Here is a 17,559-nt window from a genome sequence, read left to right on the forward strand (position 1 = left end):
GTGACGAAGGAACCCCAGCAGCCCGATCATTCGATTGACATTTCTCAGTTGACGGATGCCGAATTACACACCGCTTTGCAATCGATCCCTTGCCAATCCGGCGAAGACGAACCCGCACCGCTGGTCGAGCTAACTGGTTTGAAAAGCCAGCACTCAGCCATGATGCGTTGCGAAACGCCGCTTCGATTTCAAGCTACCGGCAACTTAGGTGATTACGCCTTTGCCTTTTGTCGCGACGCCGACATTCGACTCGACGGAAACGTCGGTCATGGTGCGGGTGACGGGATGAGCGGCGGAGTCGTCTTGATCACCGGCAACGCTGGCTGCGGATTGGGGTCCGCCATGACCGGTGGAACGTTGGCCGTATATGGATCAGCTGGCGATCGAGTCGGCGCAGCGATGCGGGGCGGCAGCATCTTCGTTCGCGGAAACGTTGGCGACGACACCGGGGCAGGTGCACTTGGCGGCACAATCGTAGTGGGTGGCGATGCGGGCAAACGACTCGGCGACGGACTGAACAACGTGACCGTCTTCCTGCGAGGCAAAGCAAAATCGCTCGCCCCGGGAGTGATCGAAGCTCCTTTGCGAAAACGCGAAGAAGTCCGTTTGGGTTTGCTTCTGATGGGAGCCTCCATACGTGGCTCGGCGTCCGAATTTCGACGAATCATCCCCAAAGCACGTTTGGACGCCGAAGAAGCGGGTGCCGGCGAAATTCGTCCCAACTGGCGATAGACAATTTGTTGGCCCGGGTACAGCTGAGCTTCGGAGCAGAACAATTGCCATCAACTGTCTCGACGAGCCCCCGCAACCGCCAAGCCTCGTTGCGAGCGAGTTCACCTTCGAATCGCTCGCGTCACACAGCTTGATTCAACCACCAGCAACAACATCGAGATAGCGATACCCACCGCGATTCTGACGAGCGATCTCTTTCATGAATGAGTTCGCTGGTTCAGGTCCGCTGCCAAACTGAATCGCGTGGATCACCGTCCCCGACTGTTCCGCCCTCCGACGAATGTCCGACATTTGATCTGCACTCATCGTTTGAATTGACGCGTCGGTCAAAAAGAAGATCGCATCGGGTGCCAATCGCAACGCCATCCTCAGCGCCAGTTGATGTTCCGTTCCACCGACGGCAACCGTTCGGTTCACAAACGCTTCGGCTCGTCGGCGAATCCCATCTTCGCCGAATACCAGTCCCGTCGTTTGCCCATCCGGCGAAAACGCTTTGGGACGATCGTTGTAGAAAATGACTTGAAACTGCTGACGCTCACTCAACGTTCTCAAGCTGCGGATCAACTCTTGCTTCGCCGCCCGCAACGGCTTGCCACCTGACGCGGACATGCTTTCGCTGTGGTCGAACACGTAAACAAAGGTGCTGCCGGACCCCGACACTCCGAACACCGACGTTGTCGTTTGGCCCGCACCATCGCCCGCCCGCGACGTCCCTGGAACGAGCTCGCCGGTGCCCAATTGGTCAGCGGTTTTGCCATCGCCAAATTGCAAAACGCCTTCCACTCCGGTTCCTTGCGACTCACCCGCCGCCACACCTCGGCGAGTCATCTCCGCAAACAAGCCATCCAAATCCACCGGCGGAACAAAACCGGCGGGCGGAGCGGATGCGGCCGACGCAGTCGATTGGGACTGCTCCGCATCAGACTGATCGACCGACTTGGAACGCTCGTCCACTTGGCGGTCGGATGCATCCTCCGTCGCGGCATCAGACTCTTCGGAAGAATCTTCGGTGACGTACCGAGTCCGATCGGGCAATCGATACGCCATCGCCATACCGACGCTGGTCGTCGGCTGCTCAATGGTGCCTGCTGACTGAGAACTGACCCATCCGAGAATCGATCCAATTAAGATCAGGTGCACCAAACACGAACCCACCAGCGGCCAAGTCGATACCGCTGGCCGCTGCCACGGAGTGACGGCGGGCGGGTTGTTGCCTGACGGGCCTTTCGCTCCAGCACGGCTGGACTTTCGTCCGCCTGATTGGGGTTCGTTAGAAGGAGAGATGGCCATGGCAGCTCAGGTGTGTTCTTTTCCGTTAATTGTGCCGCTTTGCGCCGTCGAGACCAGACTTTACGCTATGGGGCACGTCGCGGGAGGAAACGAAATTCCATCGGCGATCAATATTCGTTTGTTTTCCCGGAGATCAGTGTAGTGAGTAACGAATCAGGCCGTTTTCTTTTCACCAGTGAATCGGTCAGCATGGGCCACCCCGACAAGCTGGCGGACCGAATTTCCGACAGCATCTTGGATGCACTGTTGGCCCAAGACCCCCACAGCCGTGTCGCTTGCGAAACACTCGTCACCACTGGCTTGGCCGTCATCGCCGGCGAAATCTCGTCCAAGGCCGATGTCGATTACGAAAAGATCGTCCGAGACACCATCGTTGCCGTTGGCTATGACGATCCAGACATCGGGATCGATGGCAAGACCTGCGAAGTCCAAATCCGCTTGGACGCTCAAAGCCCCGACATCGCACAAGGCGTGAACTCCGACGAAGCCTCGGGCAAAGACATCGGCGCCGGTGACCAAGGCCTGATGTTTGGCTATGCCTGCAAAGACACACCTGAATTGATGCCACTGCCGATCGCGCTGTCGCACCGCATCATCAACCGCATCACCGAAGCTCGCTTCAACAAAGAAGTCGACTGGTTGCGTCCCGACAACAAGAGCCAAGTCACGGTCGAATACGATGGCAATCGCCCCGTGCGAATCGAAGCCGTCGTCGTCAGCGCTCAGCATGGCCCCGATGTCTCGCACGACGAAATCGAAAAGTTTGTGATCGAGAACGTCGTCAAACCTTCGATCCCCGCCGAACTGGACAAGGGCGACATCAAGTACCACATCAATCCAACCGGCAAGTTCATCATCGGTGGACCTCACGGCGATTGTGGCTTGACCGGACGCAAAATCATCGTCGACACCTACGGCGGCTGGGGCCGTCACGGTGGTGGTGCCTTCAGTGGTAAGGACTCGACCAAGGTCGACCGCAGTGCCGCTTACATGGCTCGCTACGTTGCCAAGAACATCGTCGCCGCTGGCTTGGCCGAACGCTGCGAAGTTCAATTGGCTTACGCGATCGGCGTGACCGAACCAGTCAGCGTTCACGTTGACACCGAAGGCACTGGCAAAATCGAAGACGCCAAGCTTTGCGAATTGATCCGTGAGCACTTCCCGTTGACCCCGGGCGGAATCATCGATCACTTGCAACTGCGTCGTCCAGTGTTCGTCGAAACCACCGCCGGCGGCCACTTCGGTCGCGATGGCGAAGGCTTCACTTGGGAAAAGACCGACAAAGCCGACGCCTTGGCCGAAGCCGCTGGTGCAACCGCCACCGCTTGAGGTTTCGTCCTTTCAAAGTCGTTGCAACGTCTCCTTGAACCAGCCTATTCGCCGAATCGCGTGGATCACCGACCCGCACTTTGATCATGCCAAGCTTGATGTTTGGCAATCGTGGGTTGCGAAACTGCTGGAACTCGATCCGGACTCGATCCTGATCACGGGCGATTTGTCCGAGGGAGACGACGTTGCCTATCAATTGCGATGCTTGGCCGAATCCCTGGATCGGCCGATTCACTTCGTGCTTGGCAACCACGATTTCTACGGCAAATCGATCGCGTTCACGCGTCGCGATTTGATCGCTTTGTGCCGTGACGTCCCGCAACTGACTTACCTCACCGATCATCCCGCGATGCCGCTCAACGCATCAACGGTTTTGATCGGCGACGACGGATGGGGCGATGCGACACAAGGTGACTACGCCGGCTCGAACGTTCGCCTGAATGACTTCCAACTGATCGAAGACTTTCGCACCAGCCACCCCGATGGCTGGCAAACGCTGCTGATGGCGGAAGGCAAAGCCGCCGCAGAACGTCTGACGGACAAGCTGAACAATCTGTCCGATGAAGTCACGCAAGTCTTGATCGCCACCCACGTCCCACCTTTTCGCGAAGCGTGCTGGTACGAGGGCAAAACGACCGACGACAACTGGGCCCCGTTCTTCGTCTGCGGCCAAGTTGGGCAAGCACTCCGCGAAGCCGCCCAGCAAAACCCCAACCGCAAATACGTGGTCCTGTGTGGCCACACACATCACGACGGCACCGCACAGATCGCTGACAATCTCATCGTCCACACAGGATTCTCGCGCTACGGCAGCTTGGAAATCGAATCGATGCTGACGATCGAGCCGAACTCGATGGAACTCTCTCGCCCTGCCATTTGCTTCCCATAAGAACGTAGCTTGATGGCGCTAGCAAACGTGCTATCCAATCCCCAAACGATCTTCCAGCCCCACCGCGAGCAACGTAAACTCACGACCAAATCGCAACCCACTCGCCCTCGTAGCTCAGCTGGATAGAGCAGCGCATTCCTAACGCGCAGGTCACAGGTTCGAATCCTGTCGGGGGTATCAGGTACTTCATAGAATGCGGAAAACACGGTGTTTTCCGCACTTTGTCACTTCGCGTGAACCTCTGTGAATGCCTCTGAATGGCACTGAGTGTCCCGCTTTCTGTCCCGCTTTTGCTGGGCTCCTTCATCTCGTTTTCCTCGTTCAGAACGTGGGGAAATGGAATGGGTGTCAGTCAATCAATGAGTGACTCTCCCTGTCCTGAAGGGTCCGTCATATTCTCGCCTCTTGATGATCATGTAGTGTCGCATCGCTAGCTCGACCGTGTTTCAGACCCGGCGGAGGTTGCCGATCTTCACGACCTTACGATCGCTGTAGATGACGCAACGCTTGATCGTCGACACGCTGACCTGCAACGCGCCCGCAGCCTGCCGGTTCGTGAATGCGAGGGACCCGCTTTATCGGTCGTTTTTGAACGCCGCAGTTCAATCCGCGTTGGACGGGCGTCCAATCGTTTGGGGACGGAGATCTTTCGATTCGGAGAATAACTCATGTGCTGGCCAAAAACTTGCAGTTGAGGCGACGCTCCTCGCAACGAAAACGGCTTCCTTGATCCTCTTGAGAACCACCGAATGCAATGGACTGAGGTGCTCAAAGACATCAACCCGAAAGCCGCGGAATTGCATGCCGCCGATGTCGATTGACGCGTCGCAGTGAACCGCTTCGCCTGAAATGAAGCGAGTATCTGGATAGTCAATAACAATTGCACTGTCGCTTCAGTCCCTTCTGCGTTTGCATCTATAAGAGATTTGGCAGAACGCATCAAGCAATTCGGCGTCGACTCTGCTCCATGCGGATGCAGCGGTAAACGCCGGGGAATGCGACGCTTGGCCATCTCCGGCACCGGATTCATTTCCCCTGCCAACTCTCGGAAAATTTCCGAATGCATCTTCGATTTGTCCGCGTCCCCCACGCGTCATGCCGCGTGAGATCAGCAATCCGTGGCCGCAACGCACCGAGAAGAGGTTGCAAGTTGACGCGCCGACCCTTCAAAGCTACACTCCCCGAAGCTATTGCGATTGACTCTCAGTAGCACATCGTCAAGCCAGCTAACTTTGCACAGCCAGCCAGACATCCAGCCGCATCATCCGCGGCGAAGATTTCTTAAAGATTCCTGTACAAAGAGACGGCATTGAAGATGATCGTTACGCCCACTCGCGCAGTCCCGCAATCGAACTTTTGGCTGCGGAAGAGATCTGGTTTCACTCTGGTCGAGCTGTTGGTCGTGATCGCCATCATCGGCGTTTTGGTGGGCCTGTTGCTGCCGGCGGTCCAATCCGCGCGTGAAGCCGCACGACGCACGCAGTGTAAAAACAACGTCAAACAGATCGTGCTGGGCATGACGATGTTCGAGCACACGTTCAAACACTACCCGTACTCGCGCACCGGGTCGCTGTGGCGAATCCTGCCGTTTGTCGAGCAACGAGAGTTGGCCGACACCTTCAGTGCCGCAAAACACCCCAATTTCAACGATCCGTCGGCTTCAGAGTTCAAATGGGGCTACAACGGTAGCCTTTCGACAGACTGGAGCAACAAAGACAGACTGGTCGAAGCCGCCGCGACTCAGTTGTCCGTCTTCCAATGCCCCAGCCGAACGGGCTCTGGGACCATCATCGACAGCAATGGGCTCTCCATGGGCGTCGCCGACTACACCACCCCGCGGATCCCTGCACTTCGCCCGGAAGGCCACCCGTTGTATTACCGTGACGGAGAACCACAAATGCAATTCAGCACCGCGATGACGCCAGCGTCTGGTTCTCGCAATCGGAATCCAAACAACAAAGGCGGACGTGCAGCGAGCGTCCTCGATGGTCTTTCCCACACGCTGATGTATTACGAATGCATTGGCTCGCAAGAACTGTTTGTGCGGGGCAAATTGGCCGAGGTGACTGGCGGCCCCAGCATCACTTGGGCGGGTGGCGGCGATGGTGTCAAAATGCGAGCCTACTTGGCCGACAACTTGTTGGCGGACACTTCGAATTCAAACCGTGGAAAGTCCACGTCGTCAAATCCGAATGTCCCTGACATGGCGACTGACTGCACCAAGACATCTGCGTGGGAGGCAACCATCGACACCTGCGGGACGTATCGGTCGATCAACCACACCAATAAAAGCCAACCATTCAGCTTTCACGCCAGCTCCGTGCACATTGGGTTATGCGATGGCTCGTCGAGAACGCTTACCGACACGGTTGACCAAGGTGTGTTTCTCAACCTATTGCTTCGAGACGATCGTCAGCTTCCTGGCGAGTATTGATGAACTGCGGCGAAGTGAGAATCTTTGTTTCGCCATCGGGTCTTTGCTTTTGCCAAATAATTTCTGACGCAGTGCGTGCCAAGCCGCACTCAATGCGGCTAGCCACCGTTGGGCATGATCACCGTCCCACCATTCTTCTGAGCAATTTCCACATCCGTCAATTGCTCATCGAGTTCCTCGATGATGCCCTGCCAATCGGTCGATTCGATCTTGATTGATTCGACAGAACTCTGAGCATCAACTCGAGGATCAATCGAGATCGGTTCTTCCACGTGTTGGTTAATCGCAGTGACCGCGTCGGCCAGCGACATGTTGTCTACCTCAAGGTTGTATGTCGTCACCCCGTTGACCTCTTGCACCGACGTGCGAACTGAACCCGTGATCGGATGCGGATCACAACCGACAAGGAGAGCGACCAACCCAAACACCAAGAGATATTTCATCGGGGTTCCAATTTCAGAACAAAATTTAGTTCATCGGACAACGCCAAGAACTCAATCAAAACTCACCACAGCCAATCCGACTGAGTCTCATCCATCGATGCTCCCACCAGCGAAACGACACTCCGTTTGGGCAGTTCGCCTGCGAGTCATCGCACAGCAAAACAGACCGAACACGACCGCAATGCAGCTTTGTTGATCCGCGATGCAAGCACGACGAAACATTTGCTCATTCCGCCTTGGTTGCTTCCTTCGCCACATAACCCACCGAATAGCTGAGTCCCAAATCGTCGCTGTCTTTCCAACGAATTGACGAGATGAAGGATGTCGCAAAAACGCGGCGTCTGTCTGGCTCGTCCGCGTATTGCACGAGTATGTAGTCATTCCCAACATGCTCAATCCGACAGAACAACTCGCGACGATCGACCGGCAGGCCAAACTTTGGTTCGCCAAAATCCATGTCCGAACGAAGGTCTTCTCGCTTTGTCTCAAGAGTTGCGTTCACTTCTTTCAGACGTTGGTCACGAAGACGTCTCATCGCCTCATGCTTTTGAACAAGCTCATCGAACGCGAGGTCCTTTGAATCCTTTGCGATCTCAAAAGCCTCTTTCGTGTACACCGTGATACGGATCCCCTCGGTCTCGTCAATGACTCGGATCCCTAAACACATTTCAGGCTTCAGAAAACCAGACAACCTCTCGGGCCGCTTGACGTCCTGCGCGTCGGCAGATGTGACAACAATACCGACCAACAAAAACACAGGTAAGAATCGCATCGAATTCTCCACTTATCTAGACAGTGAGTGGGACGTCACCAAAGCGTAGACCCGATACATTCGGTCCTCGCTAGTCCCTCACTATAGCAGTATTTCCCCGAGCAATCATTTCTCTGCGGCCGTTCAAAACACTCGAAAAGCGATTGCAACCCGATCAAGGCGGCAGGAAATTGATCGCCAAGATTACCTTCGGTCACTCAGCCCGATCTGAAATTGATCGAAAGGAGCATTGTGAGTTGCGTCCCCAAATTATTGCTTGCGACGCCCAAAGTCATTTTGTGCACGCCCAGATTGACCGCGGCGATCACCGACACCAAGCCTCACTGATCCATCAGCATGAATTGGATTCTTGGCGACGATCCAGTACGCTGACAAAACAAAACAATTGAAGTTGCAAACGCGGGAGCCAATGGATGGAAAAGTTTGAATTCAATATCAGCATTCCGATCAGCCGCAAAACAAAGTTTGGGATGAAAGGGCTGCTCATCCTCGTCTTACTGGTCGCGGTAGGTTTTGCCGCTTTCCGATTTGGAAATAACCAAGGCCGCGAAAATGGCTATGCCGCCGGTTACGAGGAAGGATGGTCCGAATCGATGGCATCGAAGCTGACCGAGAAAAATTATCGCATTTCGGACTATTCTGAGATGAGTCCGCAGTCTTTTGGGGATCTGATGAAGCTCGCCGAAGAGATCCGACGAGAAGTCGAAACCACGTCGTGGGAACACAACGGAGGCCCCGCAAAGATCGATGGTTACCCACAAGATTTGTCGCTTATAATCAAGCAGACGCAGCGAGGGCACAAAGCAGTCGAACATTTTCTCAACAACCGTCGATCGCAGAGTGAATTCATCGACCCATGAAACACCGCTAAACGACCTCGCCGCATCGCCTGCAATTCGTGCAGAAGCGATCAAAGTTCACGCGTGCTGATACGGCACAGCCAATCTGGCTCGAACCATCACTCGTCGGGAAAGTCGACATACAACTTCTGCAGCATAGTTTCGCCGGTGTTCCATTCCGATTCCCATTCCGCTTCTGGACTCTCAAACATAAAGAGGTAGAGAACATCCCGAGTGTCGTCGGCAATCAAGAAGTAGTGAATGACCGACCCCTCTTTTCTGATTCGGCAGCCAAACACCTTTGCGGGCCCCGCTTCGGCAGGCGGAATGATCCGCAACACAGATTGCTTGTCTCGTATCGCTTCACGGATGTATGACTTAGCAAAATCGGATGCAACCTTGCCGCGTTTTTTACCGACGTTCGGAATCACATTCAGCGTCAGACCGGTTCTGAACTCTCCGGCCCCAAGAATCTTTTCTTTGGTGATGAAGTATCCACGCGTCTCACCTTTGCTTTGAGACAGAAAGTGCCATTGCTGAGGTTTCAATATTCCGACGCGTACTTCGTCGCACCATTGCCAATTAAAATCATCCGGCGGCGAAGGAAGGTCGGGCTTGTCAGCACGCACCGCGGTCGTGAGAAACGCGAAAAAGAAGAGCAAACAAATTCGGAGGTTCAACATTCGAAACGATCCAACTGCATCAGGTTGATAACTTTCCGCGGGATCGCACATACGAACCCTCCGCTTTTAAGACATGGCTCCGTCGGCTTCTTTGAACAGCGTGATCCGGCCCTTGTCGACACCGTTGGATTTCGACTGTTTCCTTGTCACGATCTACGACAAGTGTATCCGGCAGCGGATCAGGCACCAACCAAAATTCAAAGAACGGCCATTCTCGTTTTGATCAACTGGATCGGGAATCAAGAGCACGAATCACGCGAACGTTGACACGAGGCTCGGTTTCAACGCGCGGACCGTTCAGGCAAACGACCAAATTGCGACCCTTCTTCATCAAAGTCGCGAGCAATTGATTCCGCCCGAACCTAACAGGATCGCCAACCCCATATTGGGTAACAAGGAAACCACACGCCCTCGCATCTTCAGCAGAACATGACGACGCACCTCTTTGCCGCATGCAACCTTCGCAAGAGACAAATAGCAATCGCAGACCCAAGAAGCGGAACGGCAAGTCAACCTGCAGAGAGAGAACGGGTCGCTTGGATTGACCAAATGAATCACCCTCATTTTGTCAGGCATTTACTTCGGGGTTCGGCTTCAGCACGAAACTAGGTTTTGAACCTGACCGGTATCGATGCCGCTACATCACAGTCGCTTTTCTGCGAAACACTTGCGAGCGGAGAGACTCGATTCTACTTTCGCCAAAACCTCACCCCTGTCGGGCAGCCAAAATATTCACAGTGCCCGAACGCCTGAATTCGGGCAGCAGATCGCGAAACCCCCACACGTTCCGCACAATCATAAAAAGCGGGCTAACCGAACCATTGATGGGGCAAGGCGTTTTGAGTTGATTCACCTACCTGCAAATAGAACATGCCACAAACCTTTGTGTTCTAAAGTTCATGTGCCCCAGCAGGCAAATCAGCACAATCAGTCGCAACTGAGTCCAAACTGACAAATGACCATCAACATACTTCACGTCGAAGATCGGAAAGAGGAAGCCGAGTTCATCCAGATGATGCTTGGCAGATCGCCTGACTTTGATGTCTTGGTCACTCAGGCCGAATCATTGGCGACCGCACTTTCTGAACTGGCGATCGCCAATTTCGATCTGGTGCTTCTCGATCTCGGGCTACCGGACAATGTTGGAGTCGAAGCTGTTGAGATGATCCGCGATCATTCACCCAGTGTCCCCATTTTCATCCTGAGTGGCGACGAGCGGCAAGCAACGGCGCTCGCTGCGATCCAGGCAGGCGCACAGGACTACTTGCCTAAACAGCACATGGTGGGACAAGTCCTGGCAAGAATGACGCAGCTTTCAATTGCTAGACAAAAACGTCTGCGGCAAGCGGAAGAGGATTCGCTGACCGACGGACTCACAAAGCTTGGCAACCGTCGTGCAAGCGACATCGCCTTCGAGCAGCGACGCATAAGACTAGGAAATGATCACACCATGTTTGGTTTGGTCGTCGTCGACATTGATCGATTCAAGGCGATCAACGATTTGTACGGACACGATGAAGGCGATCAAGTTATTCAGCGTGTTGCCGGCCAGCTTTCGCAAGCATCCGACGAGCACTGGGACCTCCATCGCCATGGCGGAGAAGAGTTCACCGTTTTGTTCCCGGTCGAAGACATGAAAGAACTGTCGACGATAGCGAGTCGCCTCCAAACGTCCTGCAGCTTCTCACACGGCCCGCAAGACCTGATCAAAATCTCGGTGAGCTGTGGAGTCACCGCCGTTCACAGCGATGACTCTTTTCGAACCGCGTTCAAGCGAGCCGATGCCGCACTCTACGCATCCAAGGGACGCGGCCGATGTTGCAGCAGTGTGCACGATGGACAGTCCATTCACCCGATCCTTATTCACACTGACTTTCCTTCGTCAATCGCCATCCACGTGCCTTGCGTGAAGAGCAACATGCCGAACTGAATCCATTCATAACGGATAAGACGCCACCGCCTTCACTCTGTTATGCCGACGACGGGACTCAATCCCGCTCACTCCGCAACGGCTTCTAACGCGAAATCGACCAATGGAGCAGGGTCTTTCAATGAGTGCGGGTGATGCCCCAATTCCGGACGTCGAAGCTCCTGGATCGCACCACCCAGCTCGCGATAGCGTTGGACCAGAATATCGCTGTTTTCGCTCGGCGGAACGACGCTGTCAGCTTCATTGATCATCGCGAAAATTGGCACACCGGCTCGAACGAGCGAGGACAGCCGGTGCAGCGGCCCATCCTCGAACGTCTGCGTTTGATCGTCAGTCATCTGGTAGGCATCGAGACAAGTTTGCCAAGCGTTTGGTGACCCACTGCCCGCCCCTTTGCCCCCGGGCCATGACCGGATATCCATCACGGCATTATCAACATAAATCCCGCTGACTCGCTCAGGATTGACCGCCGCCCATCGCATCACGACCAATCCACCGCGACTCATTCCCTCCAGCAAAGGTTTGGAATGCAGGCCAATACGCTGGCTTAGACGATAGAACCGATCCCAACGCTGGATGGCTTCCTGATTTCCAAACAAGTCGCTGACGTCGCAGTAGCACACGTGCCAGCCTTTCCTCAGCAACGCCAGATCAAGTTGCGGTTCGTGGCCCCAAAAGCGTGCTCTCCAAATCCATGGCGTCCCGGCACCGGTCACCGCGGGGCTCACCAATTTGCATGGAACTCCATCCATCTCGAATTCATGTTGGACAAAACCGTGAAAATCGGCCCTTGTTGTCGGCTTTCCAAGATGCCTCTCCAGCTGCTCGGCGGGTGTTGCCGCGGACGCCTGTGTCGACACCGACGTGTCCGATTCACCTCCTCCATCAGCGTTTACCAAGCTCGCAAAAGGCAAACTCAGCATCAATACAATGCAACATAAATAAGAATGGACGGTGTGCCGAGAACTGGACATGGTCGGGTGTCGATTGAAAAACGCGAAGCAACGAAACGCGGAAAGCGTCAGCTTATTCCGCACGGAACTACCATCATACAAAACCACATACACCAGAATTGGGCATCACAAGAAATCCGCAATTTCTCAGCCCTCCGACAAGAAAACTGATGGTCGATCACACTTCGACACCCGGACAGGTCGCTTGTGAGATCGTCTTCGACAACATTTTAACGGATCGACAGAATCGAGACCGTTTAGCAAGCAATCTCGCTCTTATGTCACGAGGTTCATGGCTTCTATTTCCAATTTCAAATCAGCCACGCATGTGGGTGATTTGCGAATGTACTTTGCACCTATCACCAGACATGCACGTTCAACATCCTGCCCGCTTTGGCCGGAGATCACGATTTTTGGAATCGCACGAATTCGATCGTCATTATTTAGAAAGTCGAACGCATTCAACGCGTTGCCGGTCGGCGTTTCAATGTCGGTGACAATCAAGTCGAACCGGTCCGATGCCAATACTCGCATCACCGAAAACCAATTGAACGCCGCCGTCGGAAAATGCCCCCACGTAGACAACGATCGCACCAGAATCTCGCAGAACTCCGGATCGTCTTCGATCACAAGAACTTTCATAGTCCGCACGCTCGGTAACGATTGAAATGCAACGAGGGACGCAGCACCTGCGTGACGGCGGCTTCGAATACCTCGGCACCATAGGGTTTAAGCAAGAAATACCGTGCACCTGCTGACATTGCCACACGCTCGTCGGTGGGACGAGCCGACGCGATGATGACTGGCGTACCTTTCAGCTGCGGATGAGATTTCATCCAATGAAGCGCTGTTATCCCGTCCAACAACGGCATCCGTACATCCATGCATATCAGACTGGGCAGAAGCGTCTCCGCCTTTCTAATCGCATCTTTGCCATCGTTCGCCGAGTGAACCAAATATCCCATCGCGCGCAAACGCAATTCGACTCCGAATCGGATTGCTTCGTCGTCTTCGACCACCAAGACGGTTGAATCTTCCATCAGTTGCCCCACTGAATCACTAGCTAGTTGCTAATTGAATCGCTGAAACCGATGAAAAAGCAAACAGATGCTATCTGCCGCTTCCTTCGGCTGGCTCAAATCCAAGAGTCAGATGAACTCCACCAACCGCTTTGACAACTGAACACGCAAAAAGCTCGCGCTTACTACGAATGAAGCCTCGCGAGCACGACTTGACCAACTACACCGAAATTGCCCTTTCGGATCGATGCAAAACGCATCTATTGGTCGCCTGTGCCCAACGCGACATCTTCATTGGCTGCTAAAACAACCATCCAATTGACGCTGGCTTGTGCCCATCCCAGCGATGACAACAGACGCTTTGCAAACAACTCACATAGCACCTGACATCAAATTAATTATCGGCTCATAAAAAGCCTCTATTGAAGATATACCACCGCATTGCGAACAATATTGCTGCTGAATGTCGCATTCAACTAATGTTTCGACAATGTGAGGCGACATGCTCGTCACGACCAACACCCAAGCTGCAATTCCCATGCTATTGGTTTCGTAATGAAACCGCAGCAAATTCTCATCCCCGCTATAGTTCCACATTGAGGACAACTTTGCGTTGAGTAAGGAATCCCAAAAACAATCCCCATCACACCCCGCGAGTGAATCGTCCCGCTCAAACTGCACGTTCTGCCTCGCGCTGAGAACACTGTTGATGCTTAAGCAACTAAGTTTTCAGGAACTGACGTAGCCGTCCTCAGCCTGGTTCTCAAGACGAATCAAAGACGTTTTCTAAACGTCGATCTGCCCGAACATTCCTTAACAATTCAAATTTTGAGTGCCGCCTAATCATCGAGTCCAACACCCATCGTGCAGTTCGGTGGCATTCGAACATCTACCTAGCCACGGCATACCTGACCGAGTCCAGAGAAGAACTGCGATCTGATGTTAGGCGTGCTTCCGGGAAGTTGCCTCACACGGGCATTGCTTCGGTCTCAGCAGATTGACAACCTTGGTGATGACGACCAATTTCATCGAGTAGCAAGACAAGGCGTTCAAATTCGATGGGCTTTCGCATCACAGCATAAGCGCCAATCTTAAGAAGCCTTGATTCCGTTCGATCGTCAACCTTGCCGGAAATCAGGATCACGGGAATCGTTGCGAGCAGCGGGTTCTCACGTAGGCCCAGAAGAATTTGCTCACCGTCGACGAACGGAATGTTGTAGTCAAGCAAAATGGCGATGGGATGCAAGCTGAAAGCCATCCGATACCCGTCGAGCCCGTGCTTCGCGGTCCGAACATCGTAACCGTGCCCCGCTAGACGCAAACGAATGCCATGAGAAATGTCTTGTTCATCATCGATCGAGAGAATGACTTTCTCACGTTCCGAGACGTCCAGATAGCTCAAACCAGCATTCGCCGAAGACGATTGCTCACCTGCGAGTTCGAAGAGATACTTTCTTGCATCATTCTTCGTCTGGATATCCATGTTCGGCCTTGATTCGTCGAGATCACGTCTGGCGAGCAGTTTTCGTTGGCGATCGCAGTACTCAAACGTTTGCGACGCCACCTTACAACCATGCAACGATAAAGAACTCCGCAAAGTCTAAAACATCGAAGATTTCCAAAAACCCAGACAAGTTGACGGAACCTCATCTGACTACAACGATCGCCTCAGGTTGAGATGGCCTTGCCATCGCTCAGACGTGTTTCATCCAGTAAGAGTTGCTGCACAACCTGGATCAATTGCCGTCCTTGATAAGGTTTCGCGAGAACTTGGTTCGCACCAGCGATGTAGGCTTCGTTTTCATCGGCAAGACTCGCCGACAGCACTAAAATCGGAGTTGTTGCGAACTTATCATTGTTCCGGAGCTCACGAATGGCGGTGATACCATTCATCCGAGGCATCAGTACGTCCATTACAATCAAATCGGGGCATAGCTTCGCTGCTTGCGCAAGACAATCCATCCCATCGCATGCGAAACCAGTGCTCATTCCAGCGGACGATAGCCACCGCTGAACGGATTCACGGATATCCGGTTCATCATCGACGATCAATACTACAGGCATCTCTTTTCAACCACCTCGGTCATTCCATTGATTTTGCGTTCAATTCAATCGCTTGGCCAATGGTCGATCCATTGACTGTTGATGCTCTAACTATCTCAGTTCGGCACCGTTTCCCTTGACTGGCTCCACTCATCTCTTAATACATCGCGGACGGCTTCGATGTCATCTCGTCCCGAACAGTCAAAGAACGTGACAACGTAATTTGGCAAGGGACCAAACGGACGGTTGCGATTCATCTGCGCGAAATCTCTTTCTGTTCTGGCCATCCAATTCTTCGCATCGCGATGGTTGCCTGAAAAAAGGAGCAACCACCGGTCGTCATTCTGACGGAACAACAAATCCTCGGCCCGGAAAGATCCACAGATAAAACGTTCGAAATCATCACTTTGCCGTTGATCCTGCATACCTGGAATATCCAGTGCCAAAAGGCAAACGGGCCCCATTTCTGATGTTCGACCCTCGGCCATTCTCGTCGCGATGCAGGCGGGGTCTGGTAATGGAAGTGAAAGACGAAATACCGTTCCTTCCCCAACCTCTGAATCGACGTCGATGCTTCCAAAGTTGAGCGTCGCGAGCTTTTGAGCGATGTTCAAACCCAATCCAACGCCGCTGTTTTGCTTCGTACCGTTGTGAGAGGCTTGCTCAAACCTGCCGAAAATCTTTTTGAGTTCGGCTGACTCGATGCCTGGCCCATCATCGACGACCTCAACAAGTGCATCTTCACCATTGGAAGACAATTTTGTGCGAATGCAAACATTGCCGCCCTGAGGGACGAATTTAATCGCGTTCGTAGCCAGGTTTGTGATCACACGAGTGATTTTCTCAGCATCGCAATAGACCTCAATCTCGCCGTCCGCTGCTTCAAGCTGAAGAGACACCTGTTTCGTGTTCGCGCGGTTTGCAACGAGCATATGAACACGTTGAATGATTGAGTCCAACCCGATGGTTCGTCGCGAAAGGTGAAGCAACCCGGCTTCTAACTTACTCTTGTCGAGAAGATCATCCACCATTCCATTGAGATCGTCCGCTCGTCCGAGAATTTTGCTTAGCATCTCGGCTTGTTCTTGATTGACATCACCCACCAAGCCATCGCGAATGATGGCAACATAGTCCTTGATCACTGTCAACGGAGTCCGTAGATCGTGGGATACATTGTCAACGATCTCTTGTGAGGTGGCGTACAACTTCTCGAGCTTTTCGTTCTTTTGAAGAAGCAGCTGTTTCTGCTCCTTTAAATCCTCTTGGCTAACCTTCAATTGATTGACGATCTCACGGGTTTGATTCTCCGCTACCTGCCGATGGATCGCGTGCAGGATGGTTCGGGCCAATGCTTGGCCGTGCAGTTCTCCCTTGACGATGTAGTCCTGCGCCCCGGCATCAATTGCCTCACGCTCGACCTCATCATTGTCGAGACCAGTGAGCGCGATCACCGGAGTTTCGCTACACAAATTGCGTAGCTTGGTGATCGTTTCCGTTCCAGACGAATCAGGAACGGCAAGATCCGCGATGATCAAATCGTGCTTCGTCGAACCCAAAACCTCCAACGCTTTCACCAGCGTTTCCGCCCAAGTGAATTCGAAGTTCGGGCTGGACTTGCTGAGTTGCCGAGCGACCGCTTCCGCGTCGATCGAATCGTCTTCTAGAAGCAATATGCGAATAGGTTGGAGAGATTCCATCAAATGCTCACTCCCTTTCTCGTCGTGCGAGATCGATGAACCGAGACACCTCAAATAGTATCTGTCGAAAGTCAAGCGGCTTCCGAAGAAACGACGATGCTCCCTGTAGCATCGTTCTCCGCTCAGCATCGGCATCTCGAACACCGGTCAAGATGATGACGGGAATGTCTTTTAGCATCGGATTGAATTTCAATACGGAAAGCAAATCTTCACCGCTTCCGTTTGGCATGGCGAGGTCCATCACCACCAATGAGGGTTTCCACTGAGTCACCCTTGCAATGCCTTCCATCCCATAGTGAGCATGGTCGACTTCGACTCGATATGGCCGAAACATGATATCGATCGCAGTTTGAATGTCTGGATCGTCGTCAACACACAGCACCCTTGGCATAAGTGGAGCATGCATTGCACGATTGCAATACCTTTTCAAACGAGTCCCAACATCATCGCGACGTTTGGTTTTCTGCGGCATCGGCGTCATGAGCATCGGATCTTGCCTCCCAATG

17 protein-coding genes and 1 tRNA gene are annotated in these 17,559 nt (G+C 53.4%); 7 read left to right on the forward strand and 11 right to left on the reverse strand.

Features of this window, described 5'->3' with window-relative positions; all coding sequences use genetic code 11:
- On the forward strand, nt 1-732 hold the full coding sequence (locus RB_RS10965) for a glutamate synthase (RefSeq protein ID WP_007340651.1): 732 nt from the start codon (nt 1-3) through the stop codon (nt 730-732).
- Nucleotides 733-867: 135 nt separating this feature from the next.
- Here the strand turns inward: RB_RS10965 and RB_RS10970 are convergent, their stop codons facing one another.
- A complete protein-coding gene (locus RB_RS10970; RefSeq protein WP_011120449.1) occupies nt 868-2,022 on the reverse strand; it encodes a vWA domain-containing protein in 1,155 nt (384 codons plus the stop codon).
- Nucleotides 2,023-2,163: 141 nt separating this feature from the next.
- Here RB_RS10970 and metK point away from each other — a divergent pair, with 141 nt between their 5' ends.
- From metK to RB_RS10990, 4 genes are all read left to right on the forward strand, one after another.
- A complete protein-coding gene (gene metK, locus RB_RS10975; protein WP_007331112.1) occupies nt 2,164-3,351 on the forward strand; it encodes a methionine adenosyltransferase in 1,188 nt (395 codons plus the stop codon).
- A gap of 34 nt (nt 3,352-3,385) precedes the next feature.
- Nucleotides 3,386-4,240, forward strand: a complete 855-nt coding sequence (locus RB_RS10980; protein WP_164921869.1) for a metallophosphoesterase family protein — start codon at nt 3,386-3,388, stop codon at nt 4,238-4,240.
- A 103-nt stretch (nt 4,241-4,343) separates the two neighbouring features.
- Nucleotides 4,344-4,417, forward strand: a tRNA-Arg gene (locus tag RB_RS10985).
- Nucleotides 4,418-5,555: 1,138 nt separating this feature from the next.
- Nucleotides 5,556-6,674: a DUF1559 domain-containing protein gene (locus tag RB_RS10990; RefSeq protein ID WP_164921870.1), complete on the forward strand. Its 1,119-nt coding sequence runs from the start codon at nt 5,556-5,558 to the stop codon at nt 6,672-6,674.
- Between the two features lie 98 nt (nt 6,675-6,772).
- Here RB_RS10990 and RB_RS10995 read toward each other — a convergent pair whose 3' ends face one another.
- Both RB_RS10995 and RB_RS11000 read right to left on the reverse strand, forming a co-directional pair.
- Nucleotides 6,773-7,117, reverse strand: coding sequence for a hypothetical protein (locus tag RB_RS10995; RefSeq protein ID WP_011120456.1), 345 nt, complete (start codon nt 7,115-7,117; stop codon nt 6,773-6,775).
- A gap of 226 nt (nt 7,118-7,343) precedes the next feature.
- On the reverse strand, nt 7,344-7,889 hold the full coding sequence (locus RB_RS11000) for a hypothetical protein (RefSeq protein WP_231846399.1): 546 nt from the start codon (nt 7,887-7,889) through the stop codon (nt 7,344-7,346).
- A 413-nt stretch (nt 7,890-8,302) separates the two neighbouring features.
- Between RB_RS11000 and RB_RS11005 the strand changes: the two genes are divergently transcribed.
- The gene (locus RB_RS11005; RefSeq protein ID WP_011120460.1) at nt 8,303-8,749 is read left to right on the forward strand and encodes a hypothetical protein; all 447 of its coding nucleotides are present in this window, start codon (nt 8,303-8,305) and stop codon (nt 8,747-8,749) included.
- A gap of 98 nt (nt 8,750-8,847) precedes the next feature.
- On the opposite strand, the gene RB_RS11010 is transcribed toward RB_RS11005, so the two are convergent.
- On the reverse strand, nt 8,848-9,411 hold the full coding sequence (locus tag RB_RS11010; protein WP_231846400.1) for a hypothetical protein: 564 nt from the start codon (nt 9,409-9,411) through the stop codon (nt 8,848-8,850).
- A gap of 955 nt (nt 9,412-10,366) precedes the next feature.
- On the opposite strand from RB_RS11010, the gene RB_RS11015 reads away from it, so the two are divergent.
- Nucleotides 10,367-11,341 carry a diguanylate cyclase gene (locus tag RB_RS11015; protein WP_011120464.1) on the forward strand — a complete coding sequence of 325 codons (975 nt, stop codon included), beginning with the start codon at nt 10,367-10,369 and terminating at the stop codon, nt 11,339-11,341.
- 68 nt (nt 11,342-11,409) lie between these two features.
- Here the strand turns inward: RB_RS11015 and RB_RS11020 are convergent, their stop codons facing one another.
- From RB_RS11020 to RB_RS11050, 7 genes are all read right to left on the reverse strand, one after another.
- Nucleotides 11,410-12,093, reverse strand: coding sequence for an alpha/beta fold hydrolase (locus RB_RS11020; RefSeq protein WP_007340108.1), 684 nt, complete (start codon nt 12,091-12,093; stop codon nt 11,410-11,412).
- Nucleotides 12,094-12,570: 477 nt separating this feature from the next.
- Entirely contained in the window at nt 12,571-12,936 is a 366-nt protein-coding gene (locus RB_RS11025; RefSeq protein WP_231846401.1) for a response regulator, read from the reverse strand.
- Nucleotides 12,933-13,334, reverse strand: coding sequence for a response regulator (locus tag RB_RS11030; RefSeq protein WP_231846402.1), 402 nt, complete (start codon nt 13,332-13,334; stop codon nt 12,933-12,935). The genes RB_RS11025 and RB_RS11030 overlap by 4 nt, the downstream gene beginning before the upstream one ends.
- Nucleotides 13,335-14,280: 946 nt before the next feature.
- On the reverse strand, nt 14,281-14,796 hold the full coding sequence (locus RB_RS11035; protein ID WP_231846403.1) for a response regulator: 516 nt from the start codon (nt 14,794-14,796) through the stop codon (nt 14,281-14,283).
- Between the two features lie 185 nt (nt 14,797-14,981).
- Nucleotides 14,982-15,377 carry a response regulator gene (locus RB_RS11040; RefSeq protein ID WP_011120473.1) on the reverse strand — a complete coding sequence of 132 codons (396 nt, stop codon included), beginning with the start codon at nt 15,375-15,377 and terminating at the stop codon, nt 14,982-14,984.
- Nucleotides 15,378-15,472: 95 nt separating this feature from the next.
- A complete protein-coding gene (locus tag RB_RS11045) occupies nt 15,473-17,053 on the reverse strand; it encodes an ATP-binding response regulator (protein WP_164921872.1) in 1,581 nt (526 codons plus the stop codon).
- A 7-nt stretch (nt 17,054-17,060) separates the two neighbouring features.
- Complete coding sequence (locus RB_RS11050; protein WP_160167117.1) at nt 17,061-17,459, reverse strand: response regulator; 399 nt, start codon at nt 17,457-17,459, stop codon at nt 17,061-17,063.
- Nucleotides 17,460-17,559 lie beyond the last annotated feature (100 nt).

The organism is Rhodopirellula baltica SH 1, from assembly GCF_000196115.1.
Lineage (GTDB): Bacteria > Planctomycetota > Planctomycetia > Pirellulales > Pirellulaceae > Rhodopirellula > Rhodopirellula baltica.

What these genes read in the sequence shown, in the direction of transcription:
- RB_RS11005 (WP_011120460.1), top strand. Translation starts at nt 8,303, where the DNA reads ATGGAAAAGTTTGAATTCAATATCAGCATTCCGATCAGCCGCAAAACA.
- RB_RS11015 (WP_011120464.1), top strand. Translation starts at nt 10,367, where the DNA reads ATGACCATCAACATACTTCACGTCGAAGATCGGAAAGAGGAAGCCGAG.
- RB_RS11025 (WP_231846401.1), bottom strand. Translation starts at nt 12,936, where the DNA reads ATGAAAGTTCTTGTGATCGAAGACGATCCGGAGTTCTGCGAGATTCTG.
- RB_RS10995 (WP_011120456.1), bottom strand. Translation starts at nt 7,117, where the DNA reads ATGAAATATCTCTTGGTGTTTGGGTTGGTCGCTCTCCTTGTCGGTTGT.
- RB_RS11000 (WP_231846399.1), bottom strand. Translation starts at nt 7,889, where the DNA reads ATGCGATTCTTACCTGTGTTTTTGTTGGTCGGTATTGTTGTCACATCT.
- RB_RS11050 (WP_160167117.1), bottom strand. Translation starts at nt 17,459, where the DNA reads ATGCATGCTCCACTTATGCCAAGGGTGCTGTGTGTTGACGACGATCCA.
- RB_RS11040 (WP_011120473.1), bottom strand. Translation starts at nt 15,377, where the DNA reads ATGCCTGTAGTATTGATCGTCGATGATGAACCGGATATCCGTGAATCC.
- RB_RS11020 (WP_007340108.1), bottom strand. Translation starts at nt 12,093, where the DNA reads ATGGATGGAGTTCCATGCAAATTGGTGAGCCCCGCGGTGACCGGTGCC.
- RB_RS11010 (WP_231846400.1), bottom strand. Translation starts at nt 9,411, where the DNA reads ATGTTGAACCTCCGAATTTGTTTGCTCTTCTTTTTCGCGTTTCTCACG.
- RB_RS11035 (WP_231846403.1), bottom strand. Translation starts at nt 14,796, where the DNA reads ATGGATATCCAGACGAAGAATGATGCAAGAAAGTATCTCTTCGAACTC.
- RB_RS10970 (WP_011120449.1), bottom strand. Translation starts at nt 2,022, where the DNA reads ATGGCCATCTCTCCTTCTAACGAACCCCAATCAGGCGGACGAAAGTCC.
- RB_RS10990 (WP_164921870.1), top strand. Translation starts at nt 5,556, where the DNA reads ATGATCGTTACGCCCACTCGCGCAGTCCCGCAATCGAACTTTTGGCTG.
- RB_RS11030 (WP_231846402.1), bottom strand. Translation starts at nt 13,334, where the DNA reads ATGGAAGATTCAACCGTCTTGGTGGTCGAAGACGACGAAGCAATCCGA.
- RB_RS11045 (WP_164921872.1), bottom strand. Translation starts at nt 17,053, where the DNA reads ATGGAATCTCTCCAACCTATTCGCATATTGCTTCTAGAAGACGATTCG.